General features: G+C 63.3%; 23 protein-coding genes and 1 riboswitch. Of the genes, 13 read left to right on the top strand and 10 right to left on the bottom strand.

Going from position 1 to position 21,880, the window contains the following annotated elements:
• The first annotated feature begins 143 nt into the window (after window positions 1–143).
• The 4 genes from QEH68_RS14185 to QEH68_RS14170 all read left to right on the top strand — a co-directional run bounded on the left by QEH68_RS14185 (window position 144) and on the right by QEH68_RS14170 (window position 3,031).
• A complete protein-coding gene (locus tag QEH68_RS14185; RefSeq protein ID WP_207594105.1) occupies window positions 144–983 on the top strand; it encodes a TIGR00730 family Rossman fold protein in 840 nt (279 codons plus the stop codon).
• Between the two features lie 26 nt (window positions 984–1,009).
• The gene (locus tag QEH68_RS14180; RefSeq protein ID WP_207594104.1) at window positions 1,010–1,342 is read left to right on the top strand and encodes a DivIVA domain-containing protein; all 333 of its coding nucleotides are present in this window, start codon (window positions 1,010–1,012) and stop codon (window positions 1,340–1,342) included.
• Between the two features lie 77 nt (window positions 1,343–1,419).
• Window positions 1,420–2,637 carry a hypothetical protein gene (locus QEH68_RS14175; protein WP_280628018.1) on the top strand — a complete coding sequence of 406 codons (1,218 nt, stop codon included), beginning with the start codon at window positions 1,420–1,422 and terminating at the stop codon, window positions 2,635–2,637.
• Between the two features lie 226 nt (window positions 2,638–2,863).
• Window positions 2,864–3,031, top strand: coding sequence for a DUF3117 domain-containing protein (locus QEH68_RS14170; protein WP_089595685.1), 168 nt, complete (start codon window positions 2,864–2,866; stop codon window positions 3,029–3,031).
• Window positions 3,032–3,094: 63 nt separating this feature from the next.
• On the opposite strand, the gene QEH68_RS14165 is transcribed toward QEH68_RS14170, so the two are convergent.
• Window positions 3,095–3,727, bottom strand: coding sequence for an O-methyltransferase (locus QEH68_RS14165; RefSeq protein WP_026539968.1), 633 nt, complete (start codon window positions 3,725–3,727; stop codon window positions 3,095–3,097).
• A gap of 238 nt (window positions 3,728–3,965) precedes the next feature.
• Here QEH68_RS14165 and sigE point away from each other — a divergent pair, with 238 nt between their 5' ends.
• From sigE to QEH68_RS14150, 3 genes are read left to right on the top strand one after another with little or no spacing between them, the layout of a single operon-like run.
• Complete coding sequence (sigE, locus tag QEH68_RS14160) at window positions 3,966–4,589, top strand: RNA polymerase sigma factor SigE (RefSeq protein ID WP_207594103.1); 624 nt, start codon at window positions 3,966–3,968, stop codon at window positions 4,587–4,589.
• Between the two features lie 7 nt (window positions 4,590–4,596).
• The gene (locus QEH68_RS14155) at window positions 4,597–5,511 is read left to right on the top strand and encodes a hypothetical protein (RefSeq protein ID WP_280623178.1); all 915 of its coding nucleotides are present in this window, start codon (window positions 4,597–4,599) and stop codon (window positions 5,509–5,511) included.
• 31 nt (window positions 5,512–5,542) lie between these two features.
• Complete coding sequence (locus QEH68_RS14150) at window positions 5,543–5,947, top strand: Sec-independent protein translocase TatB (protein WP_207594102.1); 405 nt, start codon at window positions 5,543–5,545, stop codon at window positions 5,945–5,947.
• A gap of 36 nt (window positions 5,948–5,983) precedes the next feature.
• On the opposite strand, the gene QEH68_RS14145 is transcribed toward QEH68_RS14150, so the two are convergent.
• Genes QEH68_RS14145 through QEH68_RS14135 form a run of 3 tightly spaced genes read right to left on the bottom strand, consistent with a single transcriptional unit; the run spans window position 5,984 to window position 9,111 of the window.
• On the bottom strand, window positions 5,984–7,111 hold the full coding sequence (locus QEH68_RS14145; protein ID WP_207594101.1) for an Mrp/NBP35 family ATP-binding protein: 1,128 nt from the start codon (window positions 7,109–7,111) through the stop codon (window positions 5,984–5,986).
• A gap of 4 nt (window positions 7,112–7,115) precedes the next feature.
• Complete coding sequence (locus tag QEH68_RS14140) at window positions 7,116–7,847, bottom strand: DUF1003 domain-containing protein (protein WP_207594100.1); 732 nt, start codon at window positions 7,845–7,847, stop codon at window positions 7,116–7,118.
• Window positions 7,828–9,111, bottom strand: coding sequence for a CBS domain-containing protein (locus QEH68_RS14135; protein ID WP_011775428.1), 1,284 nt, complete (start codon window positions 9,109–9,111; stop codon window positions 7,828–7,830). The genes QEH68_RS14140 and QEH68_RS14135 overlap by 20 nt, the downstream gene beginning before the upstream one ends.
• 76 nt (window positions 9,112–9,187) lie before the next feature.
• Between QEH68_RS14135 and QEH68_RS14130 the strand changes: the two genes are divergently transcribed.
• Window positions 9,188–10,012: a general stress protein gene (locus tag QEH68_RS14130; protein WP_207594099.1), complete on the top strand. Its 825-nt coding sequence runs from the start codon at window positions 9,188–9,190 to the stop codon at window positions 10,010–10,012.
• 101 nt (window positions 10,013–10,113) lie between these two features.
• On the opposite strand, the gene QEH68_RS14125 is transcribed toward QEH68_RS14130, so the two are convergent.
• On the bottom strand, window positions 10,114–11,688 hold the full coding sequence (locus QEH68_RS14125) for an aminopeptidase P family protein (protein WP_280623177.1): 1,575 nt from the start codon (window positions 11,686–11,688) through the stop codon (window positions 10,114–10,116).
• Window positions 11,689–11,768: 80 nt separating this feature from the next.
• Here QEH68_RS14125 and QEH68_RS14120 point away from each other — a divergent pair, with 80 nt between their 5' ends.
• Both QEH68_RS14120 and QEH68_RS14115 read left to right on the top strand, forming a co-directional pair.
• A complete protein-coding gene (locus tag QEH68_RS14120; protein WP_089595677.1) occupies window positions 11,769–12,614 on the top strand; it encodes a PHP domain-containing protein in 846 nt (281 codons plus the stop codon).
• A gap of 13 nt (window positions 12,615–12,627) precedes the next feature.
• Window positions 12,628–13,236, top strand: a complete 609-nt coding sequence (locus tag QEH68_RS14115; RefSeq protein WP_207594096.1) for a MarC family protein — start codon at window positions 12,628–12,630, stop codon at window positions 13,234–13,236.
• Between the two features lie 20 nt (window positions 13,237–13,256).
• Here the strand turns inward: QEH68_RS14115 and QEH68_RS14110 are convergent, their stop codons facing one another.
• The 4 genes from QEH68_RS14110 to QEH68_RS14095 all read right to left on the bottom strand — a co-directional run bounded on the left by QEH68_RS14110 (window position 13,257) and on the right by QEH68_RS14095 (window position 18,687).
• Complete coding sequence (locus QEH68_RS14110) at window positions 13,257–14,135, bottom strand: site-specific DNA-methyltransferase (RefSeq protein WP_207594095.1); 879 nt, start codon at window positions 14,133–14,135, stop codon at window positions 13,257–13,259.
• An 8-nt stretch (window positions 14,136–14,143) separates the two neighbouring features.
• A complete protein-coding gene (locus tag QEH68_RS14105; protein WP_207594094.1) occupies window positions 14,144–15,859 on the bottom strand; it encodes a DEAD/DEAH box helicase in 1,716 nt (571 codons plus the stop codon).
• A gap of 277 nt (window positions 15,860–16,136) precedes the next feature.
• Complete coding sequence (locus QEH68_RS14100) at window positions 16,137–17,633, bottom strand: RNB domain-containing ribonuclease (protein WP_207594093.1); 1,497 nt, start codon at window positions 17,631–17,633, stop codon at window positions 16,137–16,139.
• 112 nt (window positions 17,634–17,745) lie between these two features.
• Window positions 17,746–18,687: a TM2 domain-containing protein gene (locus QEH68_RS14095; RefSeq protein WP_280623176.1), complete on the bottom strand. Its 942-nt coding sequence runs from the start codon at window positions 18,685–18,687 to the stop codon at window positions 17,746–17,748.
• 155 nt (window positions 18,688–18,842) lie between these two features.
• Between QEH68_RS14095 and QEH68_RS14090 the strand changes: the two genes are divergently transcribed.
• Window positions 18,843–19,511 (top strand): ferritin-like fold-containing protein, encoded by a 669-nt coding sequence (locus QEH68_RS14090; protein ID WP_280623175.1) that lies wholly within the window; start codon window positions 18,843–18,845, stop codon window positions 19,509–19,511.
• A 43-nt stretch (window positions 19,512–19,554) separates the two neighbouring features.
• On the opposite strand, the gene thiE is transcribed toward QEH68_RS14090, so the two are convergent.
• Entirely contained in the window at window positions 19,555–20,238 is a 684-nt protein-coding gene (gene thiE, locus QEH68_RS14085) for a thiamine phosphate synthase (RefSeq protein WP_207594090.1), read from the bottom strand.
• 27 nt (window positions 20,239–20,265) lie between these two features.
• Window positions 20,266–20,384, top strand: a riboswitch (TPP riboswitch).
• On the opposite strand from thiE, the gene thiO reads away from it, so the two are divergent.
• Together thiO and thiS are read left to right on the top strand one after the other, a co-directional pair.
• Entirely contained in the window at window positions 20,380–21,645 is a 1,266-nt protein-coding gene (gene thiO / locus QEH68_RS14080) for a glycine oxidase ThiO (RefSeq protein WP_280623173.1), read from the top strand. It overlaps the preceding riboswitch by 5 nt.
• Entirely contained in the window at window positions 21,642–21,878 is a 237-nt protein-coding gene (gene thiS / locus QEH68_RS14075; protein WP_207594088.1) for a sulfur carrier protein ThiS, read from the top strand. The genes thiO and thiS overlap by 4 nt, the downstream gene beginning before the upstream one ends.
• Window positions 21,879–21,880 lie beyond the last annotated feature (2 nt).

The following is a 21,880-nucleotide window of genomic DNA, read 5'->3' as shown; positions in this document are numbered from 1 at the left end:
AGAAGCAAATATGACCACGGTCACGGCAACTTCCCCAAGATCGTGACTGAACAGAAACCTGCCCCACAGCGATATACCAGACTGCAATGCAAGAACCGGGTCGCAGCGACGGAGCAGGCAGCTGTAAGCGCTAGCCTTGGGCAATGAGCATCAGCCAGCACCCAGTACCCCACCCGGATGCCAACGGCCAGGTCAGGGCCAGTCATGTTCCCCTGCCCTCGGAGATCGCGCCGGCCAAGCACAAGGGCTCCTTGGAGCTTCGCCGTAAACAAGCGGATACGGGGATGTCTGACCAACATTTGCTGGATACGAGTGGCGCCGGACAGTTCATCCACACTGATCCCTGGCGTGTCCTGAGGATTCAGAGCGAATTCGTGGAGGGCTTCGGAGCGCTCGCTGACCTGGGCCCGGCCGTCAGCGTGTTCGGTTCCGCACGGACAAAGCCTGGGACCGAGTACTACGAAATGGCCGTGGACGTCGGACGCAAGCTCGCCGAAGCCGGCGTCGCAGTGATCACCGGTGGAGGTCCCGGTTCCATGGAAGCGGCCAACAAAGGTGCCGTGGAAGGCAACGGGGTCTCCGTAGGCCTGGGCATCGAACTGCCGTTCGAGCAAGGACTCAACCAGTGGGTGGACCTGGGCATCAACTTCCGGTATTTCTTCGCCCGTAAAACCATGTTCGTCAAGTACGCGCAGGGCTTCGTCGTCCTGCCCGGCGGCCTCGGGACTCTCGATGAGCTGTTCGAAGCCATGGTGTTGGTCCAGACCCGCAAGGTGACATCGTTCCCCATCGTGCTTCTGGGGGTCAGGTTCTGGGGGCCCATGATTGAGTGGATCCGGGAGACCCTGGTGGCGGAGGGAATGGTGTCCGAAAAGGACCTTGACCTGATCCAACTGGTGGATGACCCCGCGGACGCCGTTCACCGCGTTTTGCACGGGGCGCCGCTCCCTCCCACTCCCAACGGCAACCAGCGCCCGGAATAGCCGGCAGTTTCTGGCACGATGGACCTGTGAGCTTTTTCCTGGTGTTTCTCGCGATTGTCCTCATCGGCGCTGTGTTGTACCTCGGAGCCGGGATGGTCCGGGGACGCTCGATCGGCGCTGGCCTTGACGACCCCGTAGCCGGCCTGCCTCCGGTGGTGCTGCCGTCCAAGGCCAAGCCGTCCGACGTCGATTCCCTGCGTTTCGCCTTGGGGTTGAGGGGATACCGCATGGACCAGGTTGACCAGGTCCTTGATGACCTTCGGGACCAGTTGCATGCCAAAGACCAGGAGATCGAACGGCTCAGCGCGCAGGCGCAGCCGCGACTTGAGGACGGCGAACCCGGCCGGATCAAGCCGTGAGTCCACAGACCGGGAGCAAGGCCGGGCAAGGGCCCACGGAACGGATTTCGAACTCTGCCTCAGCCCTGGCCGCACGGATGTCGGTGTGGCCATGGTGGCTCCAGGTTTCATTGCTCTTCGTGGTGGCCAGGCTCGTCAGCGCGTGTATCTTCATGGCCGCAGCCATCCACCAAGGCACCAACCCGTGGTTTCCGCCGGCGCCGGATTACTGGAACTTCATCACCATTTGGGACGGGCGCTGGTACCAGGAGGCGGCGGACAAGGGCTATCCTGCAGAGCTTCCCGTGGACGCCAACGGCGTCGTCAAGGAGAATGCCTGGGCCTTCTACGCACTGTTTCCCTTCCTGGGCCGGGGCTTGTCCGCCATCACCGGGATGGGGACTTTGCCCGCCCTCACGGCCATTGCAATGCTGGCGGGCCTCGGTGCGGCGCTGGTCATTTACCTGCTCTTCCGGGAGTTCGCGGGCCGGCGTACCGCCATGTGGGGCGTCATTTTCGTTTCCACGTTCCCTGTGTCTCCCATCCTGCAGGTCCCCTATGCCGAATCGCTGAACCTGCTGCTTCTGGCATCGTCAATGCTCCTTGTGGTCAGGCGCCACTACTTTACGGCCATTCCCGTGGTGCTCCTGATGTGCCTGTCCAGGCCCACCGGCGTGCCGTTTGCCGCCATGCTGGGGCTGCTGTTCCTGTGGCGGTTGTGGCAACGGTTCCGGGAGGCACCTATGGCGCTGCCGGCGGTTGGCACTGCTGGACATGCCGGCAAGGCAACGGACCCGACGTCGACGCGCAGCCTGGTATCACTGGCAGTCCTCGTGTTCGCCACGGGTCTTGCGGCCTTGGCATGGCCTGCCATTGCCTGGGCCGTGACAGGGGATCCGGCGGCCTACACCCGTACTGAAACGGCGTGGCGTGGTCACGACCTTGTTCCCTTCAAGCCCTGGTTTGATACTGGCCGGATGTTGTTCGGGCCGGTGCTGGGAGTGCTGGCTCCCTTCGTTTTCACCGGAGTGTTTGTGCTGGTGATGATGTCCAGGCCGGTCCGGGCAATTGGAATGGAGTTGCGGCTGTGGTGTGCCTGTTACATGGGTTATCTGCTGGTTTTCCTGCACCCGCAAACCAGCACCTTCCGTATGCTCCTGCCGCTGTTTCCGCTGGCGCTCGGTGCAGCCCTGCTGTCCAAATCCAAGGCGTACCGGGGAACCGTGGTGGCCATGTTCATCCTGCTCCAGATTGTCTGGGTGGTATGGCTGTGGGCGTGGGCCCAGCTGCCCGGGGGAGGCGACTATCCGCCCTGACGTGCAGCTTTGCCGGGAATGGCAATATGTACAAAGGCCGGACAAATGGCGTGCTGATTCGCTACGGACGGTTAAGTACGGGATAATGGACCAAGAGCAAGGATAAAGCACCTAAAAGTGCCCGGCCAAGGCGGCCTCCCAAGCGTTGCCGCCGGCTGCAATTGCGACGCGGATCCAGCCCGGCCGGGTTGGGCGTGACTTGGGACAAATGGAGGGGATTTTCCTAATGGCGGCGATGAAACCACGTACTGGCGACGGCCCGATGGAAGTGACCAAAGAGGGACGCAGCCTGATCATGCGTGTGCCGCTCGAAGGCGGGGGACGGCTTGTGGTCGAGCTCAACGCCGCTGAGGCGGAGAACCTCAAGGAATGCCTCGTAGGCGTGACTGGATAGATTTACCAAGCAGGGCCCGGCTGAGCCGGGGCCCTGCTTTTTGGTTTAAGGAAGGCTGGCGCCCTACCTCTTGACGGCCACCAGCAGTCCATCACCGGTGGGCAGCATCGCCGACGCCAGCCGATCGTCGTCGCGGATTGCCTTGCCGATCTGGCGGAGCACCACAGTGGTGGAATCGCGTGCGGCCGGGTTGGCCACCCGGTCCTTGTCCAGGGCGTCGTTGATCACCAGCGTGCCGCCGGACTTGAGGAGGCGGATGGCCTGTTCCACGTACTTGGGGAAGTTGGGCTTGTCGGCGTCGATAAAGACGAGGTCATAGGCCGAGTCCGTCAATCGCGGCAAGACGTCGGCCGCACGCCCTGAAATGGTACGGGTGCGGTTGGCAGGGCTGCCGGATTCCAGGAACGCTTCCCTGGCCGCTTTGAGGTGTTCAACGTCAACGTCGATGGTGGTCAGGACTGCCTGGGGGCTCAGTCCGCGGAGCAGGCAGACGCCGGACACTCCGGCTCCCGAGCCAACTTCGACCACTGTCTGTGCCTTGGAGGCGGCAGCGAGGACCGTGAGCACCGCGCCCACACCGGGGCTGATGGGTGTGACTCCCAGCTCGAAAGACCGCTCCCTGGCGCGCAACAAGACGTCATCCTCAGCAGGCAGATCTTCTGCATAGGACCAGCTGCTTGACTTGTCGGCACTCATGAAGGGTTTCGCTTTCCGCGGGTAGGGGTGTTTGTACCAAGACTACTGTGTAAGCACGCGTAAACCCGCTGTTGGGCAGCCGTCCTGCAGCTGTGTCCAGCCCCCTCTTCAGCCCTGCGGGAAAAACCTGCCCCAGTCAGGAAATTCCCAGACAACCTTGGGATGATAATGGTCCGATCATCCATGAGGTGGCCGGCGCCGAAGGATTCGGTGAACCACAGTTTGAGGGGAGTGGACGATGCCGGCATTGCATGCTGCGCCAGTCCAAACATCGGAAAGCATTGACGGCGTTGCCGACTGGGTCATGCCCAGCTGGGAGGAAGTGGTGGCCAACCACTCCGCCAAGGTATATCGCCTCGCCTATCGCCTGACAGGCAACAAGTTCGACGCCGAGGACCTCACCCAGGAGGTCTTTGTCCGGGTGTTCCGGTCGTTGGAGAATTTCAAGCCGGGAACATTGGACGGCTGGTTGCACCGCATTACCACCAACCTGTTCCTGGACCAGGCCCGGCGCAAGAGCAGGATCCGTTTCGATGCCCTGGCTGAGGATGCCGAGTCCCGCCTGCCCGGCCGCGAGCCCGGTCCGGAGCAGAGCTTCGAACACAACAACCTTGACCTGGATGTCCAGCGTGCATTGGAAGAACTGCCGCCGGACTTCCGCGCCGCCGTCGTGCTGTGCGATCTCGAAGGCCTTTCCTATGACGAGGTTGCAGAGGCGCTGGGCGTCAAGTTGGGAACCGTCAGGTCCCGTATCCACCGTGGCAGGACCATGCTGCGGGAGAAACTCGCCCACCGCGATCCCCGTCCGGCCGAGGCCCGCAAGCCGCGCCTGAAGATGCCGCGCATCGCAAGCATCCTTTAGGACGTCGATGCCTCGACATCCTCGTCGTCCGGGACTGTTGTCCCGGCGCAAACTGGCTGCCCTGCGCCATACCCGCAACCCGGACCATGTTCAGGTATGCGCCGATTGCAGTAACGCCCTTCGCCGGGAACGGCAGTACCTGGAACGTCTTCGGGGTGCTTCAGTGCCCGAAGCCAGCCAGGACCTTGCCGCACGGCTGATCCAGCATACTGAGCGCCTTGCCAACGAGACGGGCCAGGAATTTGCCGCCCGGACTTCCTCCAACGGCCTCCGCCGGGGACTTCGCGTCGCGGGCGTCGCAGCCGGCACCTTGGCTGTCAGCGCCGGTGCCCTGGGGGTGTCGGCGTACGTGGTGGCCGGTGACGACATCCCGCAGGTCCGTGCCGGAACCAGCGACGTCGGCGCCCTTGCCGGAGCGTGGACAGGGAACCCGGTGGAAAGCATGGCGGGACCTGTATTCCGGGCCGGCAGCACTGTCAGCTTGAGCTCTGCCCAGCTGGACGCTCTGCGGGAAGAAGGGTGGGCGTGCCCTGAGTTGGCGGGAATGGGCTTCACCGTGGTCTCGGCCCACGGCACTATGCACAACGGGCACCCGGCGGTGGAAATGAGGCTGGAAAGCAACGGCCACTACGCCATCATTGTGGAGGAGCATCTGCCGGCTGACCAGCCGGCCCAGGGACCAACGACGTCGGCACGGCTTTCTGTCACGCAGGGGAGCCCGTGGAAGGCCGTGTACACCATGCCCGCTGCAGTGATCAGTTATGCTTCGGACCTTCCCGCAGACACTGCGGATGACGCGGTACCTGAAATCGTCCGGGCAGGCGAATCCATGGCGGCTGATCAGCCCAGCGAAGGGGCCGAAGCCTGGTACGCGAGGCTGCTGCGCGGGCTCCAGACCCTTCTCCGACCCGCCGGTTTATGAGCGGCACCACAGACAAGGTAATCTTCGTAGCGTGCTTGGAATCAACGGCCCGGAGTTCGTACTCCTTCTGATTATCGGCGTACTCGTCATCGGTCCCAGCCGTTTGCCCGAATACACTCAAAAGCTTGCCAACCTGGTCAAGGAAGTCCGCCGGATGGCGTCGGGTGCCCGGGAGCAGATCAAGGAAGAAGTCGGCATCGATATCGATGACGTCGACTGGAAGAAATATGATCCCCGGCAATATGATCCCCGGCGCATCATCAAGGATGCACTGCTGGATGATGAGACCAAGCCCGTGAGCGCTGGAGCACCTGCCGTTGCCGCAACAGCTGCTGCTGCGGCTGCATCGGTGGAGACCAAGCCAAAGGCCCCCGCCCGGGTCATCGAGCGGCTGGCTGAGGGCGAAGCTGCCCCCTTCGATTCCGAAGCCACCTGACCCGATTGATAGTGCCGCGCCCGCAAGCGCTAAGCGTCAGCGCGGTTCGATCCCCAGTGACAGGCCTGACAGTCCGCGGGGTCGTGAGGCCAAAGCCGAGGCCACGTCCTGCATAGCCTTCGCGGCCGCAGTTTCGGGGGCAGCCAGGACCACGGGTTTCCCGGCGTCACCGCCTTCCCGCAGCCGGATATCCAAGGGAATCTGGCCCAACAAAGGAACCTCGCTGCCAACGGCAGCGCTCAGCCGCCCGGCCAGGATAGCGCCGCCGCCACTTCCGAATAATTCCATCCTGCCGCCGTCGGGCATTTCCAGGAATGACATGTTCTCGATGACGCCGGCCACTTTCTGGCCCGTCTGGGTGGCGATCGTTCCAGCGCGCTCGGCGACGTCCGCGGCAGCAGCTTGCGGCGTGGTTACCACCAAAATCTCGGCATTGGGGAGCAGCTGGGCCACGGAAATGGCGATGTCGCCTGTGCCGGGTGGCAGATCGAGGAACAGGGCATCGAGGTCGCCAAAATAGACGTCCGTGAGGAATTGTTCCAAGGCCCTGTGCAGCATGGGACCGCGCCAGGCTACCGGCTGGTTGCCTGCTACGAACATGCCAATGGAGATGACCTTCACGCCGTAGGCCACCGGCGGCAGGATCATGTCATCCACCTGGGTGGGCTTTTGGGTGATACCCATCAAAGCGGGCACTGAGAAGCCGTGGACATCGGCATCAACGATGCCTACCCGAAGACCCTGCGCGGCCAATGCGCAGGCCAAATTGACGGTGACCGAGGACTTCCCCACACCGCCTTTTCCGCTGGCTACGGCGTAGACCTTGGTCAGGGAGCCCGGCTTGGTGAAGGGTATGCCGCGCTGGCCGCCTGGACCGCGGAGCTGTTCCTTGAGCGCTTCACGCTGTGCCGGGGACATGACTTTCAGCTCCACGTCCACGGACGTGACGCCCTCCACCTGCGACAAAGCCGCAGAGGCGTCCTGAGTGATGGTTTCGCGAAGGGGGCAGCCGGCAATAGTCAAAAGGACGGCGACACGGACTGTGCCGGCGTCGTCGCAAGACACCGATTCCACCATTCCGAGCTCCGTGATGGGGCGGCGGAGTTCGGGATCGATGACTGTAGCCAGGGCAGCATGCAGCGCCTCGGCAGATGCGGTGCTCATAGGGTCAGGCTCGGCTTTCAGGGGTTTCAGGCGACGGTTTTGCAGTGGAGTGCTGCGGTCCTGTGGCCCGCGGCTGGCGGACCTTGGGTATCTGCTGTGTGCGGGGGCTACGGGACTTGTCGCGTTTCTCCTTCAGCTTCTCCTTGACCTTCTCGCCAGGAGACTCAGTGCCGTCCGCGGCGGATTCGCTTTCGCGGAGCTCTTCCTGGGCATCGATGATGTCCTCCAGGAGGCTCCGGAGTTCAGTCCGGACATAATCACGGGTGGCTACCTCACGCAGGGCGATGCGGAGAGACGCCAGCTCCCGTGTCAGGTACTCGGTGTCGGAGAGATTGCGTTCGGCACGCTGGCGGTCCTGCTGGAGTGAGACACGGTCCCGGTCATCCTGCCGGTTCTGGGCCAGCAGCAGGAGTGGTGCCGCATACGAGGCTTGGAGAGACAACATCAGCGTCAGCAGGGTGAAGCCCAGCTCCATGCGGTCGAATTGCCAGTCCGTGGGGGCGAAAGAGTTCCACGCAAGCCAGAACACACAGAACACCGTCATGTAGACGAGGAACGTCGGCGTGCCCATAAACCGCGCGAAGCCTTCGGTTGCGTTGCCGAAAGCATCCGGGTTGGGAGAGAACTTTGGCAGGATCCGTTGCCGGCCACTCAGTGGGGTGTCGAGGCTGCTGGTTGCGCGTCCTGCCGACTTGGGGGATCGTGCGGCGTTGTTATCAGCCAATGCGGCCTCCAAGTTTCCTTATAGGGGCGTCGTCCTCGTGGGCGCGCCAGTCATCCGGCAACAGGTGATCCAGCACGTCATCAACAGTCACCGCCCCCACAAGGCGGCCGTCGTCGTCTACGACTGGAAGGGAATTAAGGTTGTACGTGGCAAGAGTCCGGGCGACTTCGCTGATGTGGGCCTGGTCCGAAAGGGGTTCAAGATTCTTGTCAACGAGGTTGCCCAGCGGTTCGGGCGGCGGGAAACGCAGGAGCTGCTGGATGTGCACGACCCCCAGGAAACGCCCCGTGGGTGTCTCCAAGGGAGGCCGCGCGATGAAGATTGATGATGCCAGGGCGGGGGAGAGCTCCTCGCGGCGGACGTGGGCCAACGCTTCGGCCACGGTTGCTTCCGGGGGCAGGATGACCGGGACTGGAGTCATGAGGCCGCCGGCGGTGTCTTCGTCGTACTCCAGGAGGCGTCGGACGTCTTCGGCTTCCTGGGGTTCCATGAGTTGCAGCAACTCTTCCGCCTGGGCCGAGGGAAGCTCGGCGAGGAGGTCGGCGGCGTCATCAGGGTCCATCTCTTCGAGGACGTCTGCGGCCCTCTCCACGTCGAGGGCGGAGAGAATCTCCACCTGGTCATCCTCCGGCAGTTCCTGGAGGACGTCTGCCAAACGCTCATCCTGGAGCTCGCTGGCCACTTCAAAACGCCGCTTATCGCTCATCTCCTGAAGGGCTTCGGCAAAGTCGGCGGGTTTAAGGTCTTCGTGCGTGGCAACGAACTGGGTGGCAGCCTGGGGCTCGTTGTGGGCGCCGGTTTGGGCGTCGGCCCAATCGATGATCAACGTCTCGTTGCGGCGGAGCCTGCCAAACGGTGAGAGTGAGTGTCCACGGCGGACGAACAGCTTGCTGACAAACCAGTCCTTGGACCGGTGCTGGTCCATGGCGATGTCCTCGATGGTGGCATCGCCGCTGCCGTCGGCAAGGGTCACACGGCGGTCGAACATCTCGGCAACCACCAGCGTTTCGGCGCCCCGCTGCTCGAAGCGGCGCAAATTAACCAGGCCGGTGCAAATGATCTGCGTCTGGTCAATGGACGTAATCCGGGTCATGGGGACAAAGACACGCTTTTTCCCCGGCACCTCCACCACGATGCCCACCACGTGCGGCGCCCCGCGGGTCCCGCGGGAGAGCACCACGACGTCGCGCAACCGGCCCAGACGATCGCCCAAGGGGTCGAAGACGTCCAAACCGAGCAGGCGCGCGACAAAGACGCGTGAAGGATGTGTGCTCATGTTTACAGGCTACCGAGTCTGCTCTCTTTTAGCTGAATTCCAGCCTGTTCACATGTCCATGAGACACAATGGGGCTATGTCTAACATTTTTGGTGCCCCCAAAGCCGTTGAGGAAGCCCGCAGCGTCCCGCAAGGTGACACGGTGGGCTCATACACCTCGTATTTGGATGCCCAAAAGGCGGTGGATTACCTCGCGGACCAGCAGTTCCCTGTGCAGCTTGTGTCGATCGTGGGCAACGACCTCAAGATGGTAGAGCGGGTGACTGGCCGGCTGAGTTATCCGAGGGTGGCATTGTCCGGTGCTTTGAGCGGCATGTGGTTTGGCCTCTTTGTCGGCGTGATGCTCTCCTTCTTCACACCGGCAGGTGGGCCGTTCTCCATCATCACTTCAGTGCTGATGGGTGCTGCGTTTTTCATGCTGTTCGGGATCGTCACGTACGCCACCCAACGCGGAAAGCGTGACTTCACCTCCACCAGCCAGGTGGTGGCCACCAACTATGACGTCATTGTTGCCGTTGAAGCAGCCCACGAAGCCCGCCGACTGCTCCAGCAGCTGCCCATGAACCCGTCGCAGGCAGCCACGGCGCAGCCCGCCAACTACAACCCGCAGAACGCCCCGCTTCACCAGCCCGGCCAGGCGCCTGAGCGGCCTTCCACCTGGAACGACCCCTATGGCCAGCGTGGACCCGAATCCACCGCGGGCGTTCCGGAGGGCCAGAACGCGCCCGCCGGAAACCCGGCGCCTGCTCCCCAGCCGGCACCGGCGGCCGTTCGCTACCCGGACCTCCCTGACGGCCGTCCGCAGTACGGCGTTCGCGTCACCGATGGCCAGAACGCACCGCAGAACGCGCCGCAGGAGGACGGACAACAGCCCGGCTCCGAGGGTTCGTCCAAGCAGTAGGCTCCCTGCGACTGATTTCAGCTGACCAGCAAAAAGGGAAGGCCACCGGATCCCCGGTGGCCTTCCCTTTTTGCTGTGGTCGTGGTTGACAGCGGAGCCGCTTAGCCCTGCGCGTCCTGGTAGATGCCGGCCATCCATGACTCGACGTCCTCTGCCTTGCGCGGCAAAGCGGCGCTGAGGTTCACGGGGCCGTCTGCGGTCATGAGGATGTCGTCTTCGATCCGGACGCCGATCCCGCGGTACTCCTCCGGAACGGCAAGGTCCTCGTTCTTGAAGTAGAGGCCCGGTTCGATGGTGAACACCATGCCCTCGGTGAGGATCCCATCGAGGTAGAGCTCGCGCTTGGCCTGGGCGCAGTCGTGGACGTCAAGGCCAAGGTGGTGGCTGGTACCGTGCGGCATCCAACGGCGGTGCTGCTGGCCTTCGGGGCTGATGGCCTCTTCCACGGAAACGGGCAACAGGCCCCACTCAGCGAGGCGCTCGGCCAGGACCGTGGTGGCGGCCGTATGGATGTCGCGGAACTTCACGCCCGGCTGGGCTGCTGCGAATCCGGCGTCGGCGGCGTCCAGCACGGCTTCGTAGATCTTGCGCTGGACATCGGTGAACGTTCCGGTGGCAGGCAGGGTGCGGGTGACATCTGCGGTGTACAGGGAATCGGCTTCCACCCCGGCATCCAGGAGCAGGAGTTCGCCGGCGTTGACGGTGCCGGAGTTGCGGTTCCAGTGGAGGACCGTGGCGTTGTTGCCGGACGCTGCAATGGTGTCATAGCCGAGCTCGTTGCCTTCCTCACGGGCGCGGGCAAAGAAAGCACCTTCCACAACACGCTCACCGCGGTTGTGTGTCAGGGCGCGGGGGAGGGCACGGACGACGTCGGCGAACCCCTCCACGGTTGCAGCGACGGCGATCTTCATCTGCTCAATTTCCCACTCGTCCTTGATCAGGCGCAGTTCGGAGAGTGCTTCGCTGAGCTTTTCATCCAAGGCATCCAGTTCACCGAGGTCAAGCGTTTCGGGATCTTTGGCAGTGTTGTACCGGGCGGTATCCACCAGGGCGTCGATGTTCTCGTCCACCTTGCGGACCAAACGAATGGAAATGCCGCCGATTTCGGGTGCACCCACGTTCTTGGTGATGGCCATTTCCAGTTCGGAAATGTGCGCAGTGGGCAGGCCAAGCCGGGCTTCGAACTCGGCCAGGGTGGGGCGGGCGCCGATCCAGAACTCGCCCGCGCGGGAGTCCGCATAGAACTGTTCGGTATCGCGGCCGGCCAACGGGCGGAAGTACAGCGTGGCGGTATGGTGACCGCCGTCGTCGCCCTTTCCTTCAGCCACCGGCTCCAGGATGAGGACGGCGTCAGGCTCGTGGTCCAAACCCAAACCGGTGAGGTGGGCGAATCCCGAGTGCGGGCGGAAACGGTAGTCGCAGTCGTTGGACCGGACCTTCAAAGGACCTGCCGGGATGACCAGACGTTCGCCTTTGAACTGTCCTGAAATAGTACGACGGCGGCGGGCGGCGTGGTCTGCGACGGCGTCACGCGCAGGGGTCACCTGCGGGGCGGGCGCCCAGTTGCTGGCCATGAATGCCTTGAAGGCATCGGATGTGGGCCGTTGCGAGCGGTTGTTGACACGCTCCTGCAGCGGCTGGGAGGACGAGTTTTGGGTGTTTTCGGCATCGTTCACCGTTACATCGTCCCACCAGTTCGTTGAGGAGGCCAACGGCGCAACCCGCCAAGCCCGCCCGCATCCCCTAGGCTGGGAAAGTGAGGATAGACCTGCATGCGCACTCCAATGTTTCTGACGGAACCGAGACACCCGCCGGGGTGATCATTTCCGCTGTGGCGGCAGGCTTGGATGCGGTGGCGCTGACCGACCATGACTCCACGGATGGCTGGGATCCGGCCGCAGCAGCCGCCCGCGACCATGGCATCGCCTTTGTTCCGGGAATGGAGATCTCCTGCCGGACGGAACAGGGCATCAGTGTCCACTTGCTGAGCTACCTGCATGACCCCGCCCATGCGGGTCTGCTGGAGGAAATCACCAAGTCAAAGGATGCCCGCCTTACCCGTGCGGAGCATATGGTCACCCTGTTGTCCGAGGACTACCCCTTGACCTGGGACGACGTTATCCATCACGTAGCTCCGGGCGCCACCGTGGGGCGTCCCCACATTGCGGATGCCTTGGTCGCTGCCGGCGTAGTGGCCGACCGTTCGGAGGCCTTCACTTCCATCCTGACCTCACACTCGCGATACTTCGTTCAGCACTACGCACCCAACCCGGCGGTCGCCGTCGAGCTTGTCCGTGCCGCAGGCGGCGTTCCCGTATTCGCCCATCCCGTGGCGTCGTCGAGAGGACGCATCGTGGGGGAGCGGACCTACCGGGAGATGATTGATGCCGGCCTGATGGGCCTTGAGGTTGAACATCGTGACAACCCCGAGGAGGGGCGCGACTTCCTGCGCATGTTGGCTGCAGAGCATGGCCTGCTCATCACTGGATCTTCCGATTACCACGGAGCGGGGAAACCGAACCTGTTGGGTGAGAACACCACCTCGCCCGCGGTGTTGGCCCGGATTGAGGAGATGGCAACAGGCAGCACGGTGGTTCGTTGAGAGGGGTCCTTTAGTGGATTTGCAGCTGCTCGCCTCGGTGATCGTCACCTTGTTCGTGATTATGGACCCACCGGGTACCGTCCCGATCTTTATGTCCTTGACGGCCCAGATGACGGCGAGGGACCGGAACCGCTCCGCTTTCCAAGCACTGCTGGTGGCCACCGGCGTCATTGTGGTGTTCGCCATCTTCGGCCAGTCAATCCTCAATTACATGCATATCTCGCTGGCGGCCTTGCAGGGCGCGGGTGGCCTGCTGCTGGTGCTCATTGCCCTGCAGCTGCTGACCGGTTCCACCAGCGGCGAGGAAAATGCGGCCAAGTACAAAAATGTGGCGTTTGTTCCTTTGGGGACGCCACTCATGGCTGGACCTGGTGCGATCGTTGCCGTGATGGTCTTCGTTCAGCAGTCCAGCCAACTGTCAGAGTATTTGGCTGTGGGGCTGGGCATTGCCGTGGTACTGGGCTCGTTGTACCTGGCGATGCGCTTCGCGGGCGTCGTGCAGCGCGTGCTGGGTGAAAACGGCGTCGAGCTTGTCACCCGGATTGCCGGCCTGCTTCTGTCGGCCATTGCCGTGCAGATGATCGCGGACTCCGTGACGGCCTTCGTGAAGGGCGTCGCCTGAGCACGCTTTGGTATTGCGGGCTAAAGGCCGGTTGGCTGGATCTCGTGGAACACAGCCTTGCTGCCCAGCCGTTTCCGCATGACCTCGATGGCCTGTTCGTTCTGGTCGACACACACAAAGTTGCGGCCGAGCTTCGCTGCAACGGCTCCGAGGGTCCCTGATCCGGCAAAGAAATCGAGGCACCAGTCACCTTCGCGGCTGGATGCGGAAACGATCCTCCGGACCAGGCCTTCGGGTTTCTGGGTAGGGTAGCCGGTCTTCTCACGGCCGGTGGGGGAAACGATGGTGTGCCACCAAACATCAGTGGGCAGCTTGCCGAGCTCGCGCTTGGCAGGAGTCACCAGGCCGGGGGCCATGTACGGTTCCCGGTCCACCTCTGCGTTGTCGAAGTGGTACTTGGTGGGGTTCTTTACATACACCAGAATGTTGTCGTGCTTGGTGGGCCAGCGGTTCTTGGCGCGCGCGCCGTAGTCGTAGGCCCAGATGATCTCGTTGAGGAAACACTCCCTGCCGAAGATGGCGTCCAGCATCACTTTGGCGTAGTGCACCTCCCGGTAATCGAGGTGCAGGTACAGGGTGCCGTCGTCTGACAAGAGCCGCCACGCCTCGACGAGTTTGGGCTCCAGGAAGGACCAGTAATCGCTGAAGGCGTCGTCGTAGCTGTGAAGGGCACCCTTGATGGTGTCGTAGGAACGCCCCTTGAAACCGACGCGATCGCCGTCGCCGTCCGCGTTCCGGACCATGCGGGTTTCCTGGCGGCGCTGTACCCGGCCTGTGTTGAAGGGCGGGTCGACGTAAATGAGTGTGAAGGCGCCGTCCGGCAGCGTAGGGAGGAATTCCGCGTTGTCCGCGTGCACCACCACATTGCCGCCGTCCGGCGCCCAAACAGTTTCAGTCATTGAGGGTTTTAGCCCTCGGTGCTGCCGGACTGGGCAGCTGCGGTCTCCCCGGAAACCACTTCGCCGTTGCGGCGGCGCGTGCGGGTACGACGCGTCCGGGCAGGCTTGTCTGCATTGTCGGCAGTGGCTGTGCGGGTTTCCGACGCACCGGCAGCCGGGGCTGCTTCGGTGTCGGAGGTACGACGGCGGCGCGTACGGTTGCGGCCGCCGTCGCCCTTGGATTCGCTGGAGTCCGAGTCGTTGGATTTGGCTTGCCGTCCGCGGCCGCTGTCTCGTCCGCCGTCGCGACCCCGTCCGCTGTCTCGACCGCCATCGCGGCCTGAACCGGAACGTGCGTTCTTCTTGCCGGTCTCGCCGAGATCCTCAAGGACCTCCGCGTCGACGCCGGCGAGGACCCGCTTGTTGCGGGGCAACCTGCCCTTGGTGCCCTCGGGGATGTCGAGATCCGCGTACAAGTGCGGCGAGGACGAGTACGTCTCCACCGGTTCCGGAACGCTCAGTCCGAGTGCCTTGTTGATCAGGCCCCAGCGCGGCATATCGTCCCAGTCGACGAACGTGACAGCGGTGCCCTTGTTACCCGCGCGGCCGGTACGCCCAACGCGGTGCAGGTAGATCTTTTCGTCTTCAACACACTGGTAGTTGATCACGTGCGTGACGTCATCAACGTCGATGCCGCGGGCGGCAACGTCAGTGGCCACCAGGACATCGACCTTGTTGTTGCGGAAAGCACGGAGAGCCTGCTCGCGGGCACCCTGGCCGAGGTCTCCGTGGATGGCGGCAGCGGCAAAACCGCGGTCGACGAGTTCCTCGGCAACCTTGGCAGCAGTGCGCTTGGTCTTGGTGAAGATAATGGTCCGTCCGCGGCCGCGAGCCTGGAGGATGCGGGCCACTACTTCAGACTTGTCCATGCTGTGCGCACGGTAGATCAGCTGACGGATGTCGCGCTTGGTCAGGCCTTCGTCGTCCGGATCCGCAGCACGGATGTGGGTGGGCTGCGTCATGTAACGGCGTGCCATCGCGATCACCGGGCCGGGCATCGTCGCGGAGAAGAGCAGCGTCTGCCGAACGGCGGGGGTGCCGGCGATCAGGGTCTCAACGTCCGGAAGGAAGCCGAGGTCCAGCATTTCGTCAGCCTCATCAAGGATCACCATCTTGACGTTCTTCAAGCTCAGGTGCTTCTGCTTGTAAAGGTCGATCAGACGCCCGGGGGTACCGACCACGATCTCGACTCCCTTCTGCAGGGCATCGACCTGGGGCTCGTAAGCGCGGCCACCATAAATGGTGGCGATGCGGGCGTTGCGCTTGCGTGACGCGGTCTGGAGGTCGTTGGCAACCTGCACCGCGAGTTCACGCGTGGGAACGATCACCAAGGCCTGGGGTGCACCCGGGACGGCAAGCTTCTCATAGCCGGCGTCGTCGCGGCCGGCTACACGCTGGAGCGCAGGAATGCCGAAGCCCAACGTCTTACCGGTACCCGTCTTGGCCTGGCCGATGATGTCGTGGCCGCTCAGGGCCACTGGCAGGGTCATCGCCTGGATGGGGAAGGGGTGCGTGATCCCGGCATCGGCCAAGGACTCAACAATGTCAGCGCGGACGTTGTAGTCGGCGAAGGACTTTTCTTCGATCTCGTGGGGCTTTTCATCCGAGACGATCGTTTCCTCGGGTTCAAGAATTTCGGTTCCGGTGGGGTCGGTCAGGACTTCATGGGTGTGCAATTCACTCACAGGGAGTTTCCTTATTCATTTAGGCATTGGCGCTGCGTGCTCAACGGGGGCGGCGAAGCCGTACCGGAGCACGAACTGGCGCGCAAGCATATCCAGTGGAAGCCGATCGCGGGCTATCTAAGTACTGGCACTGGTGACCAGTTGGTACATCTCAAGATCGCGTAGGGGCGGGCTTGTTGACTTCAAAAATTAACTGAATCAACGACCGGGCATCCATTACTACAGGCCCAGTCTATCCTCTGGGAGCCATAAAGCCCGGATCATGGGTTCACCGGGGTCAGTGCTGCAGCTCGAACCTGATTTCACGGCTGGCAATATCCGCCGTGACAAGGCGTACCCGCACTTTGGTTCCGGACTCCAATTCGCCGTCGCAGCGTGCGGTGACGGCCGGTTCCGCGATCTGGACGACCCCATACGGACCGCTCCCGTTTCCGTTGGCTTTATTGCCATTGCCTCGGTTGCCGTTGCTGTTCCCATTGGCAGGCTTGGACCCTGAAATCACCACGGCATCGAACTCCTGGCCCACGTGGTTGGCTACCAGTGCTGCTTCCACCGTGTCCAGAGCCGCACGCTCAAGCCGACCGGCCACTTGGTCCGAGGCTGCCATGATCTCCGGCAACGAGGGCAGTGCGTCTCGGGCCCACCGCGGAATGTCCTTGTGGTTACTGAGGGCCTCGCAGATGACCAGGACGAATCTGTCAATCAGGCGTCGCAGCGGTGCTGTGGTGTGGGCATAGGGAGCCCCGATGGCCGCTTGGATCACTGTGTCAGGCACCTCGCCGTCGAAGGGCGTGTAACCTGCGCCCCTGAACAGCGTCCCGGCCGAGTGCAGGATGGCCAGCTGTTGGGGGTCGGACGCATCCAAGGTGCGCAAGTACTCGCCGTAGCTGACCTGGCCATCCCACGGTTTGCCCAGCGCAGTGGTTTGCCGTTTGAAATGCTGCAGTGAGCGTTCATCCGGGGCGGGCATCGTGCGGAGGATGCCAACTTTGCCTTCCAGCATCAGTTGTGCGGCCGCCATTCCGGTCATCAGAGAGATCTGTGCGTTCCAGTCTTCCACCGGCAAAGACGGGGCTGCAACGATCCTGTACCCGCCGCCGTCGGTCGCCTGGACGATTTCCTGTTCCGGCATGTTGAGGCTTGCGCCGCCGCGCAACCGTTCCAGCTCGACGCGCTTCAGTCCCACTTCCTTGAGGAGCTGAAGAACAGGCGGGGCGGTGCCGTCGTCGATCTGCTGTTGGGCGCCTTTGTAGCTCAGCTTGGCCCGGCTGCGGACAGCAGCCCGGGCAACGGTCACGGACATGACCTCTGCATCAGCGCCGAGTTCGAAGTTCCACACGAAGGCACTGCAGTCCTGTTCGGCCAGCAGGCTTCCGGCGTTTTCACTGATGACCTCAGGGTGCAGTGGGATCCGGCCGTCAGGTGCATAGAACGTTTGTCCGCGTAGCCGGGTCTCGGCATCCAAGGCTCCTCCGGGAGCCACAAAGGACGGCACGTCGGCGATGGCGTAGAGGACCTTGTAGCCGTCTCCGGAACGTTCAATGAACAGGGCCTGGTCCAAGTCAGTCGAGGTAGCGGGATCAATGGTGACGAAGGGGATCTCCCGCAGGTCCTGATCCGGCAGCCTGAGGTTTTCCACGGCCCGCTCTGCCTCTTGTACTGCCTCGGCAGGGTACGCGGTGGGGAGTTCCAGTTCCGTCCTCAAGGCCGCAAGTGCTTCAGCGAGCTGGTCCGACGAATCGTCGACGTTGGGTGCTATCCGATGATGTGACACGAAAATCAGGGTAGCCCGAAACCGGCGGATAGTCTTGGCAGCCGCACGCAAAAGCCCGCTGCCCCAAGGGGCAACGGGCTTTCGGTAAAGCTGGTTCTGACCAAACAGGCGGTTAGCTTGCCGGTGTCAAAGTGAAGGTGGCTGCCTTGTCGCCGAAGTCATTGTTGATCACCACTGTGGTGGGACCATTCTTGATGTCGAAGGCGATGACGCCCTGCTGTACGTCTCCGGCTGCGACATCGCCGGAGACGAGACCGCCCAGACCGTTGTCAAGGAAGATCCGGTCGCCCTCGTTGCCGTCAGCATCGAAGGCATCGAAGTTGCTGGGCGCGGCAAAGCTGGATCCGGCGGTGGTCTCCCAGGAAACCTCCAGCAGGAGGAACCCGCCGTTGAGCGGCTTCATGTAAGCCATCTCCGGGATTTCGGTAGCGTATCCGGAGTTAAGGACGGTGACCTTAACGGTGTTGCCCTCGGACACCGTGACCTCGAAAGCGTTGCCATCGGTGGCAGTGCCTTGGGAAGGGGCAGTGGCCTCCTGTGAAGCTGACGGTGCGGCAGGGACAGGCGTGGCCTGTCCCTGGACCGCGGCAGCCACCAGCGTCAAAGACAACACCGTGGACACGATCCCAACAACCGTGCCGGCGAACCAGACAACGAGCGTGATGATCCAGGCCTTCTTCTTGTTTTCCGGATAACCCTGCAGCGGGCGGCCTTCCTTATCCCGTGCGTTGCCGGTCAGCGTGATGATGAGGTCCACGATGGACCAGATGCCGAGTCCGCCCGCAGTGAGCAGTTTGGCAATGCCGGTCCCGATCTTTCCCAAGTAAAAGCGGTCAACACCGAGGCCACCAAGGAGCAAGGAGAGGATCCACGTGACCATGAAGGACTTGGCCGGAGTACCCGTGCCGGGAACACCATAAGGGCTGGAATCCGGGCCGGACTGGTACGTCTGGGGTCCGCCTTGGTACTGGGCGTCGAAAGCACCGGGTGCAGGGGGAACTGGTGGGGCACCGTTCCCGTTGTGGGGCGCGGGCGGGTAGCTCGGATTAGTCATTGATCATCCTTCGGGGGAGTGGGTGCGAGGAGGAGGACACGCGGCCTGCGGGCAGGCCAGACAGTCAACTCACTTCCAGTCAGCCTAGTGGGACCAACGCTGCTGAAGGCAATCTCCGCGGGCGGGGTGTGGAGAGCCGGGGATAGTCTTGGATTATGGGCACTTCGACGGACGTCGCACCTTCTGCCGGACAACTCGCCGCGGGACTCCTGGGCGCCATGGCCTACGGCGAGTTGTCGGCTTTCGGCCGGCTTTCGTTCGATTCCCGATACGCCCCCACACTCCATGACCGTTCAGTGCTGGCAAAAATTGCCGTCGGTGCGTACGGAAACTTCGCGCTGCTGAGCGATCGGCTCGCTGAAATGGGCCTCGATCCGGAGGAAGCCATGCTGCCGTTCCAGCGTTCCTTTGACCACTTCCATGAACGCACCAAGCCCGGGGACTGGTTCGAATCCGTGATGAAGGCATACGTCATCGACACCGTTTCCTCGGACTTCTACCGGGCTGTCGCCACTTTCCTCGATGGAACAACGCAGCAGTTCGTGGACCGGGTTGCCTCCCCCGACCAGGCAACCGAGGTACTTCGTGTCCTGCTGCGGCGGGCCTTGGCCGATGACCCACGACTGGCCTCACGGCTGGCGTTGTGGGGCCGCCGGCTGGTGGGGGAAGCGCTGACACAGGCGCAGAGGGTAGGGACTGAGCACCCACAGTTGGGGCCGGCACTAAAAAGTGGTGGCGATGCCCGCGCCGCAATTAAAAGACTGACAGGCGAGCTCGCCGGGCGTCATGCCCGCCGGATGACGGCGCTGGGCCTCACTGCCTAGCGGTATGACCGGGCTTATGCCTGAAAGGCTCCAACGGCCAGGCTCAGGCTGCGTCCAGCGCCTCCAGCAGCGACTTGGCTGCCGTCGTCGGATCCGAAGCCTCGGTGATGGCGCGGACCACGACGATCCGGGTGGCTCCTGCGGCCCGCACCTGCTCTACGTTGCTGAGATCGATCCCTCCGATGGCGAACCATGGCAGATTCACGGCGCCGTCGGTGGTCTCGACTGCACGCTTGCTCGCTTCTGCGGCATATGTGACCAAGTCCAGTCCCACGGCTTCGCGGCCGGGTTTGGTGGGTGTCGCCCAGACGGGTCCTACACAGAAATAGTCCAGGCCCCCCTGTCCCGGTGATGCCGCGATGGCGGCATTCACCTGCTCGGGGGAGTGGGTGGAAAGACCGATCGTGACGGACTCCGGAAGCAATGTCCGGGCCACCTTCAACGGGAGGTCCTTTTGCCCGATGTGGAACACCGGAGCCCCGGAAACACTGGCAACGTCGGCTCGATCGTTGACAGCCCACAGCCGTCCATGACGTTGCGCAACTCCGTGCAGGACCGCCAGCAACTCCAATTCCTCGGCAGCTTCGAGGGTCTTGTCGCGCAGCTGGATGATGTCCACACCGCCCTCGAACGCGGCGTCCACAAAGTCTTCAAAATCGCCTTGCCGTTTCCGCGCATCGGTGCATAGATACAAGCGGGCGGTGGCGAGGGCATCAGTCTGGGTCATGGAACCCAGAGTAGTTCCTCTAAACTGGGCACGTACTGCGGGAGCCGCGACGTTCGTCATATGACTGTCCGGCTGAGAGGGCTTAAGAGCCGACCGCTTGACCTGATCCGGCTAGTACCGGCGTAGGGAAGGAAACGCGCAATGGCAGTTCCCCGCCAAACCCCGCTCCAGGCCGACGTGGCCGTCATTGGCGGCGGCGTCATCGGGCTGGGCATCGCCCGCGAAGCGCGGCGACTTGGCCGCTCCGTGGTGGTGATCGACCCCGCACCGGCTTCGGGGGCTACGTTTGCTGCCGCCGGAATGCTTGCCCCCGTGAGCGAATTTCACTACCAGGAGGAAGATCTCCTGGAGTTGATGCTCGAATCGTCCAGGCTGTGGTCGTCTTTCGCGGCAAGCCTGCCCCGCGGAGGGGAAGACACCGGATACCGCACGACGCCGACACTTGCCGTGGGTGCCGATGCCGCGGACCGCAGGGCACTGGCAGACCTCCGTGCTGTACAGCTTGCTGCGGGCCTGGGGGTCGAGCCGTTGTCCCTGCGCGACGCCCGGGATCGCGAACCCCTCCTCAGTCCCCAAATTTCCAGTGCCTTCGACGTTCCCGCCGACCACCAGGTCGATCCCCGCAAGCTGGCGGCATGCCTGCTCTCGGGACTGGCACGCCACGCGGCCAGCGACTCCACGTGGGTTTCGGGCGCCGACGATGGGTTTGCCGTGACTTCCACGGCGCGCCGCTTGCTCTGGGACGGAGGGCGGGTCTCAGGAGTGGAACTCGAGTCCGGCGCCGCTGTCCACTCCACCGAGACGGTGGTCGCCAACGGACTGGGTGCGGCAGACCTGGAAGGGCTCCCCGACGGGCTTAACCTTTCCCTGCGGCCGGTATATGGCGACATCCTCAGGCTTCGGGTGCCTGAACACCTCCGGCCCCTGCTCACCTCCACCGTCCGCGGGATGGTCCGTGGAGTGCCCGTCTACATCGTGCCCCGGGACGACGGCACTGTAGTCATCGGGGCCACCCAGCGCGAGGACGGACTGTCGGCAGCGTCCAACGCGGTCTCAGCCGGGGGCGTATACCAGTTATTGCGGGACGCCCAGGCCCTGGTCCCCGCAGTGGCGGAACTTGAGCTGCTCGAAGCAACGGCCCGGGCCCGCCCCGGCACTCCGGACAACGCACCGCTGCTTGGACGGGTCGTGGGCCCCCGGGGGGATGTTGATGGTCTGGTGATCGCCACAGGATTCTTCCGGCATGGTGTCCTCCTGACGCCCGCGGCCGCACGGATTGTGGGCGGGCTGATCAACGGCACGTCGGACCCCCGGTGGGCATCATTTTCCCCGGACCGCTTCGCGGCCACTTCATCCACAGCGCGGGCGCTTACGCCGGCACACGCTCCCAGCAAGGAAACAGCATGAACATCAAACTCAACGGATCCGATCACGCCGTGCCGGAGGATGCTTCAGTCAGCACCCTGGTCACGGCCGTCACCGGCCGCGCCCTGGACCACCGCGGACAGGCAGCCGACGGTGGCAAGCTGGGCGTCGCCGTCGCCCGCAATTCCGAGGTGGTGCCACGCAGCCAATGGTCCGCAACGGCGCTCGCCGACGGGGATGAACTCGAACTTGTTACCGCAGTCCAAGGAGGCTGACA

The organism is Paenarthrobacter sp. OM7 (assembly GCF_029873575.1).
Classification (GTDB): Bacteria; Actinomycetota; Actinomycetes; order Actinomycetales; family Micrococcaceae; genus Arthrobacter.
The sequence above is the reverse complement of the archived record's forward strand: the minus strand, read 5'-3'. Positions and strand labels throughout refer to the sequence as shown.

What these genes read in the sequence shown, in the direction of transcription:
- QEH68_RS14185 (WP_207594105.1), top strand. Translation starts at nt 144, where the DNA reads ATGAGCATCAGCCAGCACCCAGTACCCCACCCGGATGCCAACGGCCAG.
- QEH68_RS14175 (WP_280628018.1), top strand. Translation starts at nt 1,420, where the DNA reads ATGTCGGTGTGGCCATGGTGGCTCCAGGTTTCATTGCTCTTCGTGGTG.
- QEH68_RS14170 (WP_089595685.1), top strand. Translation starts at nt 2,864, where the DNA reads ATGGCGGCGATGAAACCACGTACTGGCGACGGCCCGATGGAAGTGACC.
- QEH68_RS14165 (WP_026539968.1), bottom strand. Translation starts at nt 3,727, where the DNA reads ATGAGTGCCGACAAGTCAAGCAGCTGGTCCTATGCAGAAGATCTGCCT.
- sigE (WP_207594103.1), top strand. Translation starts at nt 3,966, where the DNA reads ATGCCGGCATTGCATGCTGCGCCAGTCCAAACATCGGAAAGCATTGAC.
- QEH68_RS14155 (WP_280623178.1), top strand. Translation starts at nt 4,597, where the DNA reads ATGCCTCGACATCCTCGTCGTCCGGGACTGTTGTCCCGGCGCAAACTG.
- QEH68_RS14145 (WP_207594101.1), bottom strand. Translation starts at nt 7,111, where the DNA reads ATGAGCACCGCATCTGCCGAGGCGCTGCATGCTGCCCTGGCTACAGTC.
- QEH68_RS14135 (WP_011775428.1), bottom strand. Translation starts at nt 9,111, where the DNA reads ATGAGCACACATCCTTCACGCGTCTTTGTCGCGCGCCTGCTCGGTTTG.
- QEH68_RS14130 (WP_207594099.1), top strand. Translation starts at nt 9,188, where the DNA reads ATGTCTAACATTTTTGGTGCCCCCAAAGCCGTTGAGGAAGCCCGCAGC.
- QEH68_RS14110 (WP_207594095.1), bottom strand. Translation starts at nt 14,135, where the DNA reads ATGACTGAAACTGTTTGGGCGCCGGACGGCGGCAATGTGGTGGTGCAC.
- QEH68_RS14095 (WP_280623176.1), bottom strand. Translation starts at nt 18,687, where the DNA reads ATGACTAATCCGAGCTACCCGCCCGCGCCCCACAACGGGAACGGTGCC.
- QEH68_RS14090 (WP_280623175.1), top strand. Translation starts at nt 18,843, where the DNA reads ATGGGCACTTCGACGGACGTCGCACCTTCTGCCGGACAACTCGCCGCG.
- thiE (WP_207594090.1), bottom strand. Translation starts at nt 20,238, where the DNA reads ATGACCCAGACTGATGCCCTCGCCACCGCCCGCTTGTATCTATGCACC.
- thiO (WP_280623173.1), top strand. Translation starts at nt 20,380, where the DNA reads ATGGCAGTTCCCCGCCAAACCCCGCTCCAGGCCGACGTGGCCGTCATT.
- thiS (WP_207594088.1), top strand. Translation starts at nt 21,642, where the DNA reads ATGAACATCAAACTCAACGGATCCGATCACGCCGTGCCGGAGGATGCT.